General features: G+C 52.0%; 15 protein-coding genes. 12 read left to right on the top strand and 3 right to left on the bottom strand.

Going from position 1 to position 15,577, the window contains the following annotated elements; all coding sequences use genetic code 11:
* Positions 1 to 39: 39 nt before the first annotated feature.
* Complete coding sequence (locus ACJJIV_RS16140; protein ID WP_252082995.1) at positions 40 to 693, bottom strand: MlaC/ttg2D family ABC transporter substrate-binding protein; 654 nt, start codon at positions 691 to 693, stop codon at positions 40 to 42.
* A 413-nt stretch (positions 694 to 1,106) separates the two neighbouring features.
* Between ACJJIV_RS16140 and ACJJIV_RS16135 the strand changes: the two genes are divergently transcribed.
* From ACJJIV_RS16135 to yjgA, 12 genes are all read left to right on the top strand, one after another.
* Positions 1,107 to 2,078, top strand: coding sequence for a KpsF/GutQ family sugar-phosphate isomerase (locus ACJJIV_RS16135; RefSeq protein WP_252082996.1), 972 nt, complete (start codon positions 1,107 to 1,109; stop codon positions 2,076 to 2,078).
* A 62-nt stretch (positions 2,079 to 2,140) separates the two neighbouring features.
* Positions 2,141 to 2,680, top strand: a complete 540-nt coding sequence (locus ACJJIV_RS16130) for a KdsC family phosphatase (protein ID WP_444889621.1) — start codon at positions 2,141 to 2,143, stop codon at positions 2,678 to 2,680.
* Positions 2,680 to 3,246, top strand: a complete 567-nt coding sequence (lptC, locus tag ACJJIV_RS16125) for an LPS export ABC transporter periplasmic protein LptC (RefSeq protein ID WP_252082998.1) — start codon at positions 2,680 to 2,682, stop codon at positions 3,244 to 3,246. Before ACJJIV_RS16130 ends, lptC begins: the two co-directional genes overlap by 1 nt.
* The gene (lptA, locus tag ACJJIV_RS16120; protein WP_252082999.1) at positions 3,233 to 3,781 is read left to right on the top strand and encodes a lipopolysaccharide transport periplasmic protein LptA; all 549 of its coding nucleotides are present in this window, start codon (positions 3,233 to 3,235) and stop codon (positions 3,779 to 3,781) included. Before lptC ends, lptA begins: the two co-directional genes overlap by 14 nt.
* Positions 3,782 to 3,873: 92 nt before the next feature.
* Entirely contained in the window at positions 3,874 to 4,599 is a 726-nt protein-coding gene (lptB, locus tag ACJJIV_RS16115; RefSeq protein ID WP_252083000.1) for an LPS export ABC transporter ATP-binding protein, read from the top strand.
* Positions 4,600 to 4,792: 193 nt separating this feature from the next.
* The gene (locus ACJJIV_RS16110) at positions 4,793 to 6,238 is read left to right on the top strand and encodes an RNA polymerase factor sigma-54 (protein ID WP_444889620.1); all 1,446 of its coding nucleotides are present in this window, start codon (positions 4,793 to 4,795) and stop codon (positions 6,236 to 6,238) included.
* Between the two features lie 181 nt (positions 6,239 to 6,419).
* Positions 6,420 to 6,710 carry a ribosome hibernation-promoting factor, HPF/YfiA family gene (gene hpf / locus ACJJIV_RS16105; RefSeq protein ID WP_252083002.1) on the top strand — a complete coding sequence of 97 codons (291 nt, stop codon included), beginning with the start codon at positions 6,420 to 6,422 and terminating at the stop codon, positions 6,708 to 6,710.
* A gap of 3 nt (positions 6,711 to 6,713) precedes the next feature.
* Complete coding sequence (gene ptsN, locus ACJJIV_RS16100; RefSeq protein ID WP_252083003.1) at positions 6,714 to 7,175, top strand: PTS IIA-like nitrogen regulatory protein PtsN; 462 nt, start codon at positions 6,714 to 6,716, stop codon at positions 7,173 to 7,175.
* A gap of 127 nt (positions 7,176 to 7,302) precedes the next feature.
* Positions 7,303 to 8,163 carry an RNase adapter RapZ gene (rapZ, locus tag ACJJIV_RS16095; protein ID WP_252083004.1) on the top strand — a complete coding sequence of 287 codons (861 nt, stop codon included), beginning with the start codon at positions 7,303 to 7,305 and terminating at the stop codon, positions 8,161 to 8,163.
* Positions 8,164 to 8,183: 20 nt separating this feature from the next.
* Positions 8,184 to 8,453, top strand: coding sequence for an HPr family phosphocarrier protein (locus ACJJIV_RS16090; RefSeq protein WP_252083005.1), 270 nt, complete (start codon positions 8,184 to 8,186; stop codon positions 8,451 to 8,453).
* A 106-nt stretch (positions 8,454 to 8,559) separates the two neighbouring features.
* Complete coding sequence (mgtE, locus tag ACJJIV_RS16085) at positions 8,560 to 9,927, top strand: magnesium transporter (protein ID WP_444889619.1); 1,368 nt, start codon at positions 8,560 to 8,562, stop codon at positions 9,925 to 9,927.
* Between the two features lie 64 nt (positions 9,928 to 9,991).
* The gene (gene yjgA / locus ACJJIV_RS16080) at positions 9,992 to 10,501 is read left to right on the top strand and encodes a ribosome biogenesis factor YjgA (RefSeq protein ID WP_252083006.1); all 510 of its coding nucleotides are present in this window, start codon (positions 9,992 to 9,994) and stop codon (positions 10,499 to 10,501) included.
* Positions 10,502 to 10,651: 150 nt separating this feature from the next.
* Here the strand turns inward: yjgA and msrB are convergent, their stop codons facing one another.
* Positions 10,652 to 11,185 (bottom strand): peptide-methionine (R)-S-oxide reductase MsrB, encoded by a 534-nt coding sequence (gene msrB / locus ACJJIV_RS16075; RefSeq protein ID WP_252083007.1) that lies wholly within the window; start codon positions 11,183 to 11,185, stop codon positions 10,652 to 10,654.
* A 108-nt stretch (positions 11,186 to 11,293) separates the two neighbouring features.
* On the bottom strand, positions 11,294 to 15,565 hold the full coding sequence (locus ACJJIV_RS16070) for a YhdP family protein (protein ID WP_444889618.1): 4,272 nt from the start codon (positions 15,563 to 15,565) through the stop codon (positions 11,294 to 11,296).
* Positions 15,566 to 15,577: the final 12 nt, after the last annotated feature.

The following is a 15,577-nucleotide window of genomic DNA, read 5'->3' as shown; positions in this document are numbered from 1 at the left end:
CATGGAGGGTGCGCAGCTGCGCACCCTGAAGTTCGCCGACTAGCTCACTTTATCGGCAACATCCTGTCCTGCGGACCAGTTGGAGATTACCTTGTCGATATCCCCATAAGACTGCATAGATTGAGAAAACTGACTGCGGAAAGTTTTACCCAAATTAACGCCATTTAAGATAACGTTAATCAGCTTCCACTCTCCCGCGCGGTTACGCACCAGAGTATAAGAAACTTTGGTAATACCCTCTTTGCTGCGCACTTCCTGCAAAACATTAACCCGGTTCCCACTGGGCAAAGTTCCCGGGTTGACCACTTTCACATCGAGGTCGCCAAAATTTGCTACACCGCGAGCAAATGTTGCCACCAGATCTCGACGAAAAGCACTGGAAAACCGGGAGCGCTGGGATGCAGTCGCCTGTTTGGCATAACGCCCCATAACACCGCGCGCGATAAAATCAAAATCCACAACCGGCGTCAGGACCCCCTCAATAGCACTGTAATATCTCTGCGGATCAGAGTTGGCATATTGAGCATTTGAGCGAATCACACTCAACAGTTTTTGGGAAACCCCTTCAATCATTACATAGGGGTTTTGATCGGCATTCGCAGCGGGGACCACAGCAGATACCAATACTGCGCAAAGTACAAATCTTAGCCACCGGGAAAAACCGTACCGACCAATCCAAAATGATGTATTCACAAATACTCTCCAATTAGCAAATCATTCCTTGGACGCACACAGCGTAAATAAGTGCCATGACGAAGCTGCTGGCAATCAGTCCCAGTAAATGGGAATTTGTCGTTCATCCGCTGAGTGACATAGCTGACAGCAGCGGCGGCAGACTATACCATGACCGCGCCCGGTGGTGTGGCAGTGTACGAGCGTGTCATTTGACACTCCGGCAGGCGACCGGTTTTCCTACATGCCTGTTGGGTGTTCGTATTTAGATTAGCACGACAATCGCAGGGACAACTGCGTCAAACATAGTTGATAAAGTCTGCCCCTAACGCTCAAAGAGCTCACCATAAAACCGGACGAAGATAAGTCATCACTTTTTTACCTTATAAAATTAGAAACTATTAAATTAGAAGTCAGTAATTCAGAGGCACCCAATGACCCAGGATTTGATATTGCAGGCCGGGCAGCGCACCGTGCGAATGGAAACGGAAGCTGTTGCCGCACTGGAACACCGGATCAACGGCGACTTCCAGCGCGCCTGCGAAATGATCCTACAGTGCCCCGGACGTACCATCGTAACTGGCATGGGTAAATCAGGGCATATCGGACGCAAAATAGCGGCCACCCTTGCCAGTACTGGCACCCCAAGTTTTTTCGTTCATCCAGGGGAAGCGAGCCATGGCGACCTGGGAATGATCACTCGCGACGACTTAGTGATATCTATCTCTAATTCAGGCTCTTCCGCAGAGGTACTTACTCTACTGCCATTACTGAAACGCCTGGGTATCCCCATGATCAGCATGACAGGGAAGACGGATTCGCCATTAGCACAAGCTGCAGAGGTAAACCTGGATATTTCGGTGCAAACGGAAGCCTGCCCTCTTAATCTAGCACCAACCTCATCAACCACTGTCACACTGGTTATGGGTGATGCTCTAGCTGTAGCCCTACTGGAAGCGAGAGGCTTTACAGCTGAAGATTTCGCATTTTCTCATCCAGGAGGAGCCCTCGGTAGACGTCTGTTACTCAAGGTCGAAGATGTTATGCACGCAGGAGAGGAGTTACCCCAGGTCCAACCCGATACTTTGCTATCTAAGGCCCTACTAGAAATGACCAGTAAAGGGTTTGGTATGACCACTATTGTCGATTCCAAAGGTGAGCTGCTCGGTGTGTTCACCGACGGGGATCTACGACGAGTGATCGACCATAAAATCGAGCTGGGTAAGGCCACAATGGATCAAGTGATGAGCCGCCTTCCCAAAACGGTATCTGCCGAAACCCTGGCTGCTGAAGCACTGCGAATTATGGAAGACTACAAAATCACCGCACTCGTCGTGGAGGATAAAGCCCACCACCCCGTAGGTGTTTTACATATGCACGATATATTACGCGCCGGCGTAATCTGAGATAATCAAATAAATGACGGCGCAAATTAGCACCTCACAGACATTTCGGAAGGATTAACCTGGTGGTTTCAGAAGAAGAAATAAACTCTGCACTGCAGAAGGTACGCTGGTTGGTATTGGATGTAGATGGCGTCCTTACCGATGGCAAGCTCTATTTCGACAATAACGGCAATGAGCTGAAGACCTTCAATACACTCGATGGGCACGGCATTAAAATGCTGCAAAATTCCGGGGTTCGCGTAGCCATTATTACAGGGCGACGCAGCTCAGTAGTGGAACGCCGCGCTCACGATCTTGGCATCACTAAACTGATCCAAGGGCGCGAGGACAAATTTACTGCACTGCAGGAACTCTTGTCCGACGAGTCATGCCGCCTGGAAGATATCGCCTATATTGGCGACGACTATCCTGACCTACTGGTTATGACCCGTATCGGCTGCCCCATAGCTCCTCCCAATGCAGCTCCTCCAGTCATGGAACGTGCCCTGTGGATAACTCGAGCCCGCGGTGGTGAAGGTGCAGTGCGCGAAGCTTGCGATCGAATTATGCTGGCCCAGGGAACATTTGATTCTGCCCTCGCCCCCTACATTGGAGAGAAATAATGCGCACCTGGCTACCGCTGCTATTAGTAATATCGCTAATCAGTGTTGGCCTATGGCTTTCAGAGAGCCCACCTGATCAGCTGCTGGGGGTTCGACCTACCCCCCAGCAGCATGACAAAGCGGCAGAGCTAATCATCCGAAATGCCAAAACACGCCACTTTAATGAGGAAGGAAATCTAGCCTATCGCGTGGACGCGGACCAGATAACCTACTACCAGTTTAAACGCCGTGACCGGGCAGACCTGACCGAACCTCGCATGGTTTTTTACCAAGATGACCAGCCTAAATGGCGTACCGAGTCCCGAGAAGGGGTGGCACACAATCGCGGTGAACGAGTAGTCCTGAGTGGCGATGTAGAAATTGATGAACTACCCACCCCAGGTGGCATCAAATTGGAAACGTCCAGTATTACGATTCTCCCCGCGAAGGAATTCGCCGAGACAGACAAAGTTGTTACTATAAGCTCTGGCCCAAACCGCACCACCGGCAAAGGCATGCGTGCTTACTTGAATGAAGACCGGATGGAAATCCTATCCGATGTAAAGAGCATCTATGACACTGACTAATTACCGCCACCTGTTAAAAGTCTCCACCATCGCAGCGCTCCTGCTCACAGCCTCATCAGCTTTTGCACTGCCTGAGGACCGCCAACAGCGGATCAATATCAGCTCTGATGCAATGAATGCAGGTCTAAATAATAACTTGGTGGTATATAGCAATAATGTTGTTATAACTCAGGGCTCTTTAAAAATACGGGCAGACCGCGTTGAGGTTTATTTCACTCCAGAAAAGGAGATTAGTCGTGTAGTGGCCGTGGGCAAACCCGCACATTTCCAGCAAAAGATCCTCCAGGGCGAGAACCCCGTAAAAGCCAGAGCCCAACGCATTGTATATCAAGTGGGCTCTGAGGAGTTGCAACTAACCGGTAAAGCCCATGTTGACCGGGAAGGCAACACACTGACAGCGGAAAAAATTGACTACGACCTCACTACCGAGCAAATGAGCGCCAAGGGCCAAACTGGGAAAGGGCGTGTAGAGATGACCTGGAAACCCGAGAAGAAAGAGAGCTCGCAAGACGCCAATGATAATCAAGGCCAGTAAACCCTCTACTTAATAGCTCATCATAAATAACAAATATTATTGCACCGGCGGGCATCACTCTGCCCGCGGCATGGATAGATTCGGTACACACTATGCCAACGCTCAAAGCGTTACATCTCGCGAAACAGTATAAAAAAAGAAAAGTTGTCCAGGATGTCACCGTCAGTGTTTCCAGTGGACAGGTTGTCGGCCTCCTCGGCCCCAACGGTGCCGGCAAAACAACCTGCTTTTATATGATTGCCGGGCTGGTGCAGGCCGACGCTGGCAGGGTGATGATCGACGATGAAGATATAACCCGGCTATCCATGCACGGACGCGCACGCAAAGGTATCGGTTATCTCCCCCAAGAAGCCTCTGTATTTCGCCGCTTGACGGTAAAAGACAATATCTTAGCAATCCTTGAAACCCGCAAGGACCTCTCAAGAGACGAGCGGCAACAACAGGCCCAAGCACTACTTGAGGAATTTAATATAACCCATATCGCGCAAAGCCTGGGTATGGCCCTCTCTGGTGGAGAACGACGCCGAGTTGAGATTGCCCGTGCTCTGGCCACCAACCCCGGCTTCGTCCTGTTGGACGAGCCCTTTGCTGGGGTAGACCCCATATCGGTGAACGATATCAAGGAGATCATCCGCCACCTGCGTGATCGCGATATTGGCGTACTAATCACAGACCATAATGTTCGCGAAACGCTGGATATCTGTGAGACCGCTTACATTGTCAGTGAAGGTCATATCATCGCTGCAGGCACGCCGGATGAGGTTCTCGCCAACCAACAGGTGCGCGAAGTTTATTTGGGACACGAATTCACTATTTGAGGCTAACCACCAATTTCTGTCCTTAAATTCTTCACTTAAGACGGGAATAATCATAATTCTGGAAACATAGCACCAGCTATCACGCCAGGACCGGCACGCTTATTGCTTGTAATAGATTGAAGAGAGGGGTAGTCTGCGCCATCTTAGGACAATTTGATCGACACCCTGTCTTATCGGCCTGCGGCGCTCCACTATGAAGCAGTCTCTCCAGCTCAAGCTCGGCACACAGCTGACCATGACCCCCCAGTTGCAGCAAGCAATTCGCCTACTGCAACTCTCCACACTCGATCTGCAGCAGGAGGTCCAGGCAGCACTGGACAACAACCCAATGCTGGAAGCGGATAGCGAAGAGCAATCCGTCAAGGTGGATGAAAATCAACCACAGTCTGAACAAACACCGGAAAACACAACACAGCCGGTAGAAGAGCGCGAACTGGCCGAGGGGGACTGGGACCAGGCAATTCCTGATGAGTTGCCCGTCGACTCACGCTGGGATGATATCTACACCAATAACAGCGGCAGCCACGAGTTAGATTCCTCCAGCTATGAGCGTAACTCCACCTCCATCGGCCTTCAGGATCATCTACGCTGGCAGCTGAACTTGACCCCCTTATCTGAGCAGGATAAGTGGATCGGTGAAAACTTAATTGATGGCATAGCCCCCAGCGGCCTCCTTGGTACTTCTGTGCAGGATGTCGCCACCTCTTTATCGATCGATGAAGATGAGGTGCTCGCGGTTCTGAAGGCTATTCAGCAGTTTGATCCCGCTGGCTGCGGGGCTCGAGATCTCAAAGAATGCCTGCAATTACAACTGCAGCAGTTGCCACGAAATACCCCTTGGCTAAGCCAAGCGCAAAACATTATTGAGAAACACTTGGACTTACTTGGCAAAAGGGATTTTCGCCAGTTGAGTCGACGCACACGACTCACTGAAGCCCAGCTAGGCGAGGCCATTCGCCTAATCCAGACCTTAAACCCCAGTCCGGGAGAGAGCTATGGTGGGCAAGAGCCGGACTATGTAATTCCAGATATTGTCGTTTCCCGCAAAACCCTTAGCTGGCACGTAGAATTGAATGCAGAGATCACCCCAAAGATCCGTATCAATGACCACTACGCCTCCCTGGTCAAGCGTGCCGACAACTCCAGAGATAACAATTTTTTGCGGGATCACCTGCAAGAAGCACGCTGGTTTATGAAAAGCCTGCAGAGTCGCCACGAGACTTTACTGAAAGTAGCCAACTGTATTGTCGAAAAACAGCAAGGTTTTTTTGAGGAAGGCCCGGAAGCCATGCGACCTATGGTGCTGGCAGATGTTGCTGAATCTATTGGCATGCATGAATCGACCATATCTAGGGTGACCACCCAGAAGTACATGCTCACGCCTCGCGGCGTGTTTGAGCTCAAGTATTTCTTTTCGAGCCATGTCAGCACAGACTCCGGTGAGGATGCCTCTTCAACTGCTATCCGTGCACTGATCCGCAAGCTGATTGATGCAGAGACCCCGCGCAAGCCGCTCTCAGATAACAAAATTACCCTAGAGCTCGATAAACAGGGTATTAAAGTAGCCCGCCGCACTGTGGCGAAATACCGCGAGTCAATGGGAATTCCCTCCTCCAGCGAGCGAAAACGCTTGGTCTGAAGGGGCCACTTGGGTTTCGACTCATGAGGTAGGCCAAGTCATAACCTGACACCAATTACTACACCTTCGCAACCGAACTCCAAACTTTGAGTGTATCCTTCCATTCTGGGCCACTTCCTAGTAGGGTTGCGACCCGAAAGGAGGCTCGCCGTAATGTGATGCACCTGGTAAGGAGAAATCCATGCAGATCAATATTAGTGGTCACCACGTTGACGTTACCTCGCCAATGCGCAGCTACTGTGAGAACAAGCTGGAAAAGCTCTCAAGGCATTATGACAATATAACCAACGCGCAAGTCATCCTATCCATAGACAAGCTGATCCAGAAAGCCGAAGCCCGGGTACATATCAATGGTCACGACCTTTGCGCGGGTTCGGAAGACAAGGACATGTATGCGGCCATTGATTCGCTTACAGACAAGCTGGACCGCCAACTGAAAAAACACAAAGAGAAGTTGCAGAACCACCGCTGAACTATGACACTGGAAGCTTTACTCTCTCCCCGCCTCAGCCTTTGCCATCTGGCGGGGAGCAGCAAAAAGAAATTGCTGCTCAATATCGCCCAGGCTGTAGCCGAACAATATCCACAGCATGACTCTGACATCATATTCAACCAACTGATCGCGCGCGAGCGTCTAGGCTCCACAGGAATTGGCGAAGGTGTGGCTATCCCCCACTGCCGTCTTCCTGGATGTGAGCACCCCATTGGCGTACTTTGCACTACAGAACCCGCCATAGATTTCGACGCTATCGACCGACAGCCTGTCGATCTGCTCTTTGTCTTGCTTGTTCCTGAAGATTCGGAACAACAACATCTAGATACACTGGCAGAAATCGCTGCGCTCTTCTCTAACAGCCAGGTCCGGGACAAGTTGAGGCAGGCTGACACTAGCGACGCACTCTATGCCCTAGCTATAGACTCAGCCGCAGCAGCCTGATTCTAGCTTTGCGCTCATATCCTGGTAATCCGATTCCGGAGTCACGACTTATAAATTACCGCCAGGAATATAAACACCGTTTAATCCACGATTAAATGGTATAAAGAGCTAAAAAGAGGGGGTCCCCATGCGCTTGATTATCATCAGCGGCCGCTCCGGCTCTGGTAAAAGCTCCGCACTTCAACTGCTCGAAGATGCGGGCTTTAACTGCATCGACAATCTGCCGATTAGCCTACTACCCGAACTCATCAAGCGGGCTGAGCAACAAACGACTAAAGGGGACACCCCCCTTGCCCTGGGAATAGACGCTCGCAACCTCTGGCAGGATATCAAACAGGCTCCCCGTGTTATTGAAGCCCTGCGCAGTACCGGCGTAGAGTGTGATGTAATCTACCTGGACGCCCGCGAACCTGTACTGGTACAACGCTTCAGCGAGACCCGCCGCAAACACCCCCTGAGCAATGATTGCACCCACTTACTCGAAGCCTTGAAACAAGAAAGAGAGCTGCTAACACCCGTCTCAGCCATAGCGGATATGGTGATAGATACCAGTAGCCTCGGTTTGCACGAGTTACGGGAGCTGATTAGAAGCCGCGTGGTGGGCGGACATTCGGAAGGGATGGCAATACTTTTCCAGTCTTTCGGCTTTAAATATGGGGTGCCAGTGGATGCCGACCTGATGTTCGACTTACGCTGCCTACCAAATCCCTACTGGGAACCCAATCTTAGGAAAAAAACCGGATTGGACCATGAAGTAGCCGAATTTTTACGCTCCCACCCTAAAACTAACAAGATGGAAGCAGATATCACCGGTTTCTTAGAGAACTGGCTACCCTCTTTCCAAGAGAGCAATCGCAGCTACACCTGTATCTCCATTGGCTGCACCGGTGGAAGACACCGCTCAGTTTATATGGTTGAACAACTGGCACGCACTTTTCTCCACAAATTTGGCAATATTCAAGTCCGTCACCGCGAACAACAGAGATAGTCCATACAAATCCGCTACCTATGCAAAAACAGCGCCTCACCATCATTAACAAGCTCGGGCTGCACGCTCGCGCAGCCAGTAAGTTTGCCCAAACCTCTGCCCGCTTTTCCTCCAACATCAAAGTTCACTGTGGCGATAGATCGGTGGATGGCAAGAGTGTTATGGCGCTTATGTTACTTGCCGCCGGGCAGGGCACAGAGTTGGAGCTGGAGGTTGAGGGCCGTGATGAGAGTGACGCACTCGGAGCTATCAGCACTCTCGTCTCAGAGCGCTTTGGAGAAGCCGAGTAATTTGCAAAGGCGAGCGGCTCTGGATAGAGTCCGCCATGGCGTAATAACGCCGCGACTTTCTTATGGTCTCTACTCCCTAAACACCGCTGAGCAGTAAGGATTTATCGTGTCCAGCCCACCCCAAGCCGAAATCAAGTTCCGCGCGCAAAACCAGCTCAGCGAGTTGTTCGCCGCCCTCGATAGTGGCACCGGGCAGGAAGTCCGGCGCATGCTCAAAACCCTGACCCCGCAGAGTATTGCGCAGCTATTGGAAAGCTCCCCCCCGCGTATTCGCCAGGTTCTGTGGAATCTGATCGATCGGGATGTCGAAGGTGAGGTACTGCAAGAGCTCACCGATGAAGTGCGCAGTCAAATCCTCGATACCATGGATACCATGGAGATGGTGGAGATTATGGAGGGGCTGGATGCGGACGATATCGCCGATATCCTTCAGCAGCTCCCCGAACGCGTCGTCTCTGAAGTCCTCTCAGCAATGAGCGAAACCGACCGCCTGCGGGTGGAAAGCGTACTCGCTTACGATGAGAATACCGCTGGCGGCTTAATGGACACCGATACTATCTCGGTGCGCCCCAACTTAAGCTTGGATGTGGTGCTGCGCTACCTGCGCCGCCATGAGCAGCTGCCGGAATCCACCGATAGCTTATTTGTAGTCAACCGACGTGGCCAGTATATCGGGCTGCTACCGCTTTCAAAGCTTCTCACCACAGACCCCTCTGTCACGGTACGCGAGGTCGTCAATACTGATGTGGAGCCAATTCCCGCCGATATGCGCGATACAGAGGTAGCCCGGCTGTTTGAAAAGTATGACTGGATCACCGCACCAGTAGTGGATGAGCACAACCGCCTGCTGGGTCGAATTACAATCGACGATATCGTCGATGTTATCCGCGAAGACGCCGACCACTCCCTGATGAGTATGGCGGGCCTCGATGAAGAAGAGGACACCTTTGCTCCGGTAAGGCGCACTGCGCGCCGGCGCGCCCTCTGGCTCGGTATCAATCTGCTCACAGCCCTTCTCGCCTCATGGGTAATCAGTCTGTTCCAGAATACGCTGGAAAAGGTCGTTGCCCTGGCGGTATTGATGCCGATTGTCGCAAGTATGGGGGGGGTGGCCGGCAGCCAGACACTCACCGTGGTGATCAGGGGTATGGCTCTGGGCCAGATTGGCAAAAGTAACCTCAGTTGGCTACTCTCGCGGGAGCTCGGCTCTGCATGCCTTAATGCCCTGCTTTGGTCTCTGGTGATGGGGCTAATCGCTGCACTCTGGTTTGACGACATTACCATTGCGGTCATTATTGTTGCGGCCATGGTAATCAATTTGATTGTGGCAGCGATGGCAGGAGCAATCCTACCGGTTGTATTGCGGGCAATAAAAATCGATCCAGCATTAGCCGGTAGTGTCGCACTGACAACCGTCACCGATGTGGTGGGGTTCATGTCCTTCCTTGGCCTCGCCACCTGGTATTTTGGCTGAAAGGCAATACACTCCCCGCTCAAACAGAGCCGGTACAATCCGGAACTTTTATACGGAACTGAAGATGTACGAATACGACGATGAAGACCTGCCCAAGAGCAAAACGCAGGTAAAACAGGAGATGCACGAGCTGCAGGCCCTGGGGAAGCAATTAACCGAACTATCTAAAGCCCAGCTCGCCGAGGTGCCCATTGATGAGGATATGCGCGAGGCAATAGACACCTTGGGACGAATCAAGTCCAACGAGGCTCGCCGTCGCCAAATGCAATATATTGGCAAGCTGATGCGCAGTGCAGATCACGAAGCGATAGAAGCCGTGCTGAATAAATTTAAAGAGCGAGACCAGCAGCACCTGCGCTTCGACAAAATGGCCGAAGACTGGCGCAGACGCCTACTCGAAGAAGGTAATAGTGCCCAGGGTACCTTTTTTGACCAGTACCCTCAGATAGATCATCAGCATTTACGACAATTGGTACGCGACTCCCTGCGCGAGATCAAAAACAGCAAACCACCCAGCAATCAGCGCAAGCTGTTCCGCTACCTGCGTGATTTCTTTATTCAGGCATCACAGTAGTTCTCATTCACCCAGCGCATATCACACGGGCGGCCCTGCTCCGCCCATAAACTCCATTGACTTATACCAAAGCCAAATTGCATCAATTAAAACTACAAAAGAGACTCGCTCAAACCAAAAATCAGACAAAGACAGTATGAGATCTAGCGATTATTGTTTGACATCCCCGGCCGGCTCAAAATCCAAGGCCAGCGAGTTCAAGCAATACCGTAGGTTTGTCGGTGGTGGACCATCCTTAAACACATGCCCCAGGTGCTCTCCACATTTGGACAATACCTCTGTGCGCCTGAGTCCCCAACTGAAATCATCCTTTAATACGATATTCTGCGGATAGGCCACATCCCAAAAGCTGGGCCAACCAGTACCCGATTTAAACTTGTGCTTTGAACTAAAAACCGGCAGACGGCAGCCTGCGGTGACATAAACACCTTCTTTTTCGTTGTATAACAATTTGCCACTAAAAGCCCGCTCCGTATCTCCCTGCCAGAGAACCTTGTAACGGTCCTCGGGGAGTAGCTGCTTCCATACCGACTTGGGGATCTGCTCTAGCCCTTTGCCTTCGGCTATACGTGATTTGGCTTCCGCCACTGTCATATTCTGGATTCTTTGGTCATCAGCCTCAGAGCAGGCCGATAGAACCAGGGCAAACACCAACAGGGGCCATAAGGCCGGGGACCTCACCATCTTGCAAACTCCTGTCCTCACTCAGTTATACCTACCTAATAGGATAGAGAACTAGATGCACATGCAATTGTGAGCTCTTTCTGGAAGTGTATCCTCCCAATAAGCAGGCTAAGAGCCCGCTTCATCCGCCAAAAGAGGCGTTGGTGCACGACTGATTCCCTGATCCGGTTTTGCCTGTTTCCCCGCAGCCTCAGAGGCGGCCCCCTGACGCTCTGCACCATCTCCATCAAAGAGTCTCTCAAAACGCATTTGAGGGGCAGCCCAGTCACCGCTGATGCGATAACTCACACTGGCCATCTTCTTCACCTGCTTTTTAAACGCTTTACTAATGAGATAAACGCCTGCCGCAGCCGGCAATCCCCCAGCAAGAGCGGCAACCAGGGCTAGGTTGTTACTTACTGGCAAAGTCGCCACCAGGGTCAAATCCAAATCTTCCCGCAATAAATTGACCCTTCCCGCCATCTGCAGCTCACTGGTTGGCCCCTCAACCTGAATAGGCACTGCAATCAACAATTGCCCATCCCCTTCGAACACGACCTCTCCTCGCACCCGGTCGAATGCCATACCACTCTTATAAAGGTCGGAGAAATCCAAGCGCAAGCGGCGCGCCCAGGTATCGAAATTAAACAGCGATAACAACCGCAAGACCGTTGAGCCAGCAGTACCGGTGGAACGAAGGAAGCGGCCATCACGAATATCTATTTTCAAATCTCCGGAGAGCAAACTACCCTTGGCCATGGCCGGAGACCCATCCCAGCGCAAGGCTGTATCAAAGGTCGCAGACTTACTTTCAATAAGCGGTTCATGCCCCATCTCACGCTGAATATCAGCGAGATCATCGGCTGCCAGGCGCCCAATAAATTGAGAGGAATTATTGCCCTCCGCATCGCGCATCCACATCAATTGCGCTCCCAAGGCTTTTTCACCACCACCACGTCCCTGCAGATGAAACCCGCGGACACTACCGCGAATATCGCTTAGAACCAGGCGGTCTTCGGATGGCCGAACTTCAAAAGACCAGCGCCCGAGCTCCTCACCCCCCACTCGCAGGCTTTCCGTGCTGAAATCCAGAGCTGGCAGCGTCTGAAAATTAAAATCTGCCCAGGGGTCCAACAACTCTTCCGCAAAGGGCTGCTCAGCCAATGTAGCGCCGGAAATAGTCTGCCTTTCTTCAGGAGCAGGAAGGCGTAAATGCGCCAACTTTAAACGCAGAGGTTTTTGCCCACCGAACGTTCCCGAAAGTCTTCCCGCCGCCATTTCACTATCAAAATCTAACTGCCACTTTGAACCCACTCCTCCACCAGTGACATGAATATGCTCAATAGCCACTGTTCCCAATTGCAGGCTATCTGTGCTTAGGTCGAGACTAATCGGCAGTGGACTGGAAACATTGTCAGTTGTCTGTCCACTTTGGGGAAGTGCAGTCAGGCCATCCAGGTTGCTTGCTTGCACCTTATGAATCAGTGATGGTGCTTGTTCGGGCCGAGAGGATGACTCTTCAACAACCGATGAGTCATCTTGGTAAACGCCCAATAGCTTTTCCCAGCGGGGTAAATCAACATTGGAAATGTCGCCAAGGATACTCACCCCTCTTTCTTCAGGTAATTTTGCCTCGGCATTGAGCGCAATAGCCGCTCGCTCAAGAGCTCCGTCCACCAGCCAAAACTGCCCTTGCAGGTGCTCACCGTAGTTCAGGTGAAATAAGCTGCCCTGATCACCAATGGGAGCTCGCAATACAAAATTCGTTTTACTTTCAGAGGGCTTAGCCAGGGGCTCCGGAAGGTTTACCGCCACACCAGCAAGATTTGAGGTCAGCTCGAAAACTGCAGCATAGGGAGCCTCTTTGGATTTTGCTGGGATAGTAATAAGTGCCTGGTAACCCATGGTACCTTCAAGCCATCTCAGCTCAGGACGCTGGCTCCAGCTATAGATCGACTCAGTACTGGCACTGCCATCCACGACCACCTGCGTATCGCGCGCATCGGCATCACCTATATGACGGATGCTCGCATTTATTGGCCGCCCCCAGAGCTGACCTTTCAGTTTAGTACCTTCGAGGCCAGTATCGCTGTCAAAAATGACATCACCAGCCAGAGCCTCAGCATGCAAGCGCAGATTTTGCAGCTGTAAATCACCACGACTCAACTGCAATTCAACTCTTTGAGCTGGTGATACTGAAGCGCCACCCAGGGGCTGAGTGAGGTTCAGCTGCCCGCGAATATCTCCCGACAACAACCACTCATCAAAAGCATTGCCGAGCTGTTTGCGCAAAGGGGATTCGCGCAACAAGCGCAAACCATCAGCAGCCGGCCCCTGAAGCTGGGCGGTCACATCCAGACGTGAGCCTTTATCTCTTTGTGGGGTTACTTCCACTAAAACTTTATGCGCATCCACTCCCCAAACACGGGCCTTGTCTGCGCTGACAGAAACATTGCCATCATCCAGCCTGAGTAGGCCATCAACAGACTGAACCTTAGGCCATTCGTCGGCATACTTAAGATTGGCGCCAGAAAAGTCTGCAACCAACTGTACTGTTTGACGCTTATTGTGAGCCCCCAGCGCACGTAGAGACTCATCCTTGCCATTTTTGCGATAACTGCTGCCACGGTAAATAAATGCGGCAGTCTCAACCCGACCAGGATTTCCGTTGCCCAGCCCCTCATTCAACCAACTGCGCAAGTCTTCACTGACATTTGTCGGCACCAGCTTCTCTTGAGCGCCAATATCCGCATCACGCAGAGAAAGCGACAGGAGTAAATCCGTTGGACGGCTCTGAGGACGGAAAGGCAGGGACAACAAAAACTGCCCGCGAACTTCGCCCAGATTTCCATCTAATAGCAAAGGGCCAGAGAAGACATTGATTTCATTCGAATCCTTACTAAGGCTCCAGGCCAAAGTACCGCTGGCTTGCTCAAAAGAGAATGCCTCGGAGTAAAGATTTGGAAACCCTGCTTGCAAGTTCGAGCCATCCAATTCCACCCGGCCATCGTTACCGGCAAACTCCATGTAGCCACTCAAGCCGGCCACTGATGGCGCACCGCGGAATGCCTGCGTGCTGATATTGTGCAAATTGGCACTTAGGCTCACCGCACCTTGCGCTTCTTTGCGCAGCTGCAAGCGTCGCAACTGGCCCGAAGGCTTCAGGGACGTCAACCACTCGCCTGCAGCACCCTGCAAAACATCCAACCGAGTGAGAATATCGCTCCATCCCGCTAAATCGATCACATCTGCGGACAGTGCTACTCCCTGAAGGTCGTTACTAACCTGCAGGTTTAGCGGCGGCATCTGCAAGCCCTGCCAATCGATTTGGGTATCCTGTAAAGCCAAACGCCAATGTTCACCGGGCAGCCAGCGACCAGAAATATCTCCAGAAAGCGCCCGTAAAGGTGCCATTATGTGATCTCTGTTTTGTACCAGATCACTACTTTCATGCTGACTTTTACCCTGACTGCTTTTCTCCGGCGCCTCTTCTGGCTGATCCAAGTTTGATACCTGAGCAAGGTCTACTCGTCCGACCAACCGATAACCACTGCTCGCATCGCTGTGCAGCCACAGGCGTCCATCCGCCCACTTGCGCCCATTCCAATGAAATCGGTCGGGTAGCGGGGTCAACTGATGGAGTAGTGACACAATATCCTGGTCCAACAGCAGCTCATTAAGCTGCATATAACCTCGCAGTGAAAATTGTTTTTTACTGCGCGGGTTACCACGCCCCTCCAGCACCAGGCGGAGAGTCTCAGTGTTGCTAGCCTGCTCTTCGCCTTCGCGGGAGATAAAAGCGCGGGCCGTAAGACGATGAAAATCACCTCGGTTTTCCAGAGAAATTTGTGGCAAGTTGAGCTCGGCAACCTGCTCATCAGGCAGCCTGACAGTGATTGCCGCATCGCTAATCCAGACCTTGGGGCTCAACTGGAAAAGTCGTGCCGGGTCCGCTGCCTTGGGATTGGACACAACCCTGCCGTCAGGCTTTAGGGAGATATCGGGGAAGCCGTCCAGACGCCACTCGCCCTGCTCATCTCGGCTGAGTCCAGCCGAAAAGGCATGCATTTGCAGGTCTTTCCACACCAACTCACGATTCCATAGGCTGGCGAGCAAATCCAGTTGGAACAGGCCGTGTCCCATACGCAACTCGCCCTTCTGCCCAAGGCGTAGGCCATCGAGCTGTAATGAGACTTGCAGAGCTTCCCAGCGCAAGGAGATACGATCCATCTGTACCGGAACCCCCAGCTGACCGCTGAGCCAGCGGCTGATCTGCGGGCGATATTCCTCAACTTGAGGCGATAGCAGGCGCCCGGTTTGTACAAGGATTGCCAGGGCAATCACCAAGCTTACCGATAACAGCCAAAACTTTCGCGCAAGCCAGCGCAATAAGATCATCATCACCCCCACTCT

This window comes from Microbulbifer mixtoriginis (SeqCode) (genome assembly GCF_052466765.1).
Note: the sequence above shows the minus strand (reverse complement) of the source record. Positions and strands in the feature narration are given on the sequence as shown.

Bases quoted from the DNA above. Each gene is read 5' to 3' on its own strand.
- ACJJIV_RS16135 (WP_252082996.1), top strand. From the start codon at position 1,107: ATGACCCAGGATTTGATATTGCAGGCCGGGCAGCGCACCGTGCGAATG.
- lptA (WP_252082999.1), top strand. From the start codon at position 3,233: ATGACACTGACTAATTACCGCCACCTGTTAAAAGTCTCCACCATCGCA.
- msrB (WP_252083007.1), bottom strand. From the start codon at position 11,185: ATGGTGAGGTCCCCGGCCTTATGGCCCCTGTTGGTGTTTGCCCTGGTT.
- rapZ (WP_252083004.1), top strand. From the start codon at position 7,303: ATGCGCTTGATTATCATCAGCGGCCGCTCCGGCTCTGGTAAAAGCTCC.
- ACJJIV_RS16070 (WP_444889618.1), bottom strand. From the start codon at position 15,565: ATGATGATCTTATTGCGCTGGCTTGCGCGAAAGTTTTGGCTGTTATCG.
- lptB (WP_252083000.1), top strand. From the start codon at position 3,874: ATGCCAACGCTCAAAGCGTTACATCTCGCGAAACAGTATAAAAAAAGA.
- lptC (WP_252082998.1), top strand. From the start codon at position 2,680: ATGCGCACCTGGCTACCGCTGCTATTAGTAATATCGCTAATCAGTGTT.
- ACJJIV_RS16110 (WP_444889620.1), top strand. From the start codon at position 4,793: ATGAAGCAGTCTCTCCAGCTCAAGCTCGGCACACAGCTGACCATGACC.
- ACJJIV_RS16090 (WP_252083005.1), top strand. From the start codon at position 8,184: ATGCAAAAACAGCGCCTCACCATCATTAACAAGCTCGGGCTGCACGCT.
- yjgA (WP_252083006.1), top strand. From the start codon at position 9,992: ATGTACGAATACGACGATGAAGACCTGCCCAAGAGCAAAACGCAGGTA.
- hpf (WP_252083002.1), top strand. From the start codon at position 6,420: ATGCAGATCAATATTAGTGGTCACCACGTTGACGTTACCTCGCCAATG.
- ptsN (WP_252083003.1), top strand. From the start codon at position 6,714: ATGACACTGGAAGCTTTACTCTCTCCCCGCCTCAGCCTTTGCCATCTG.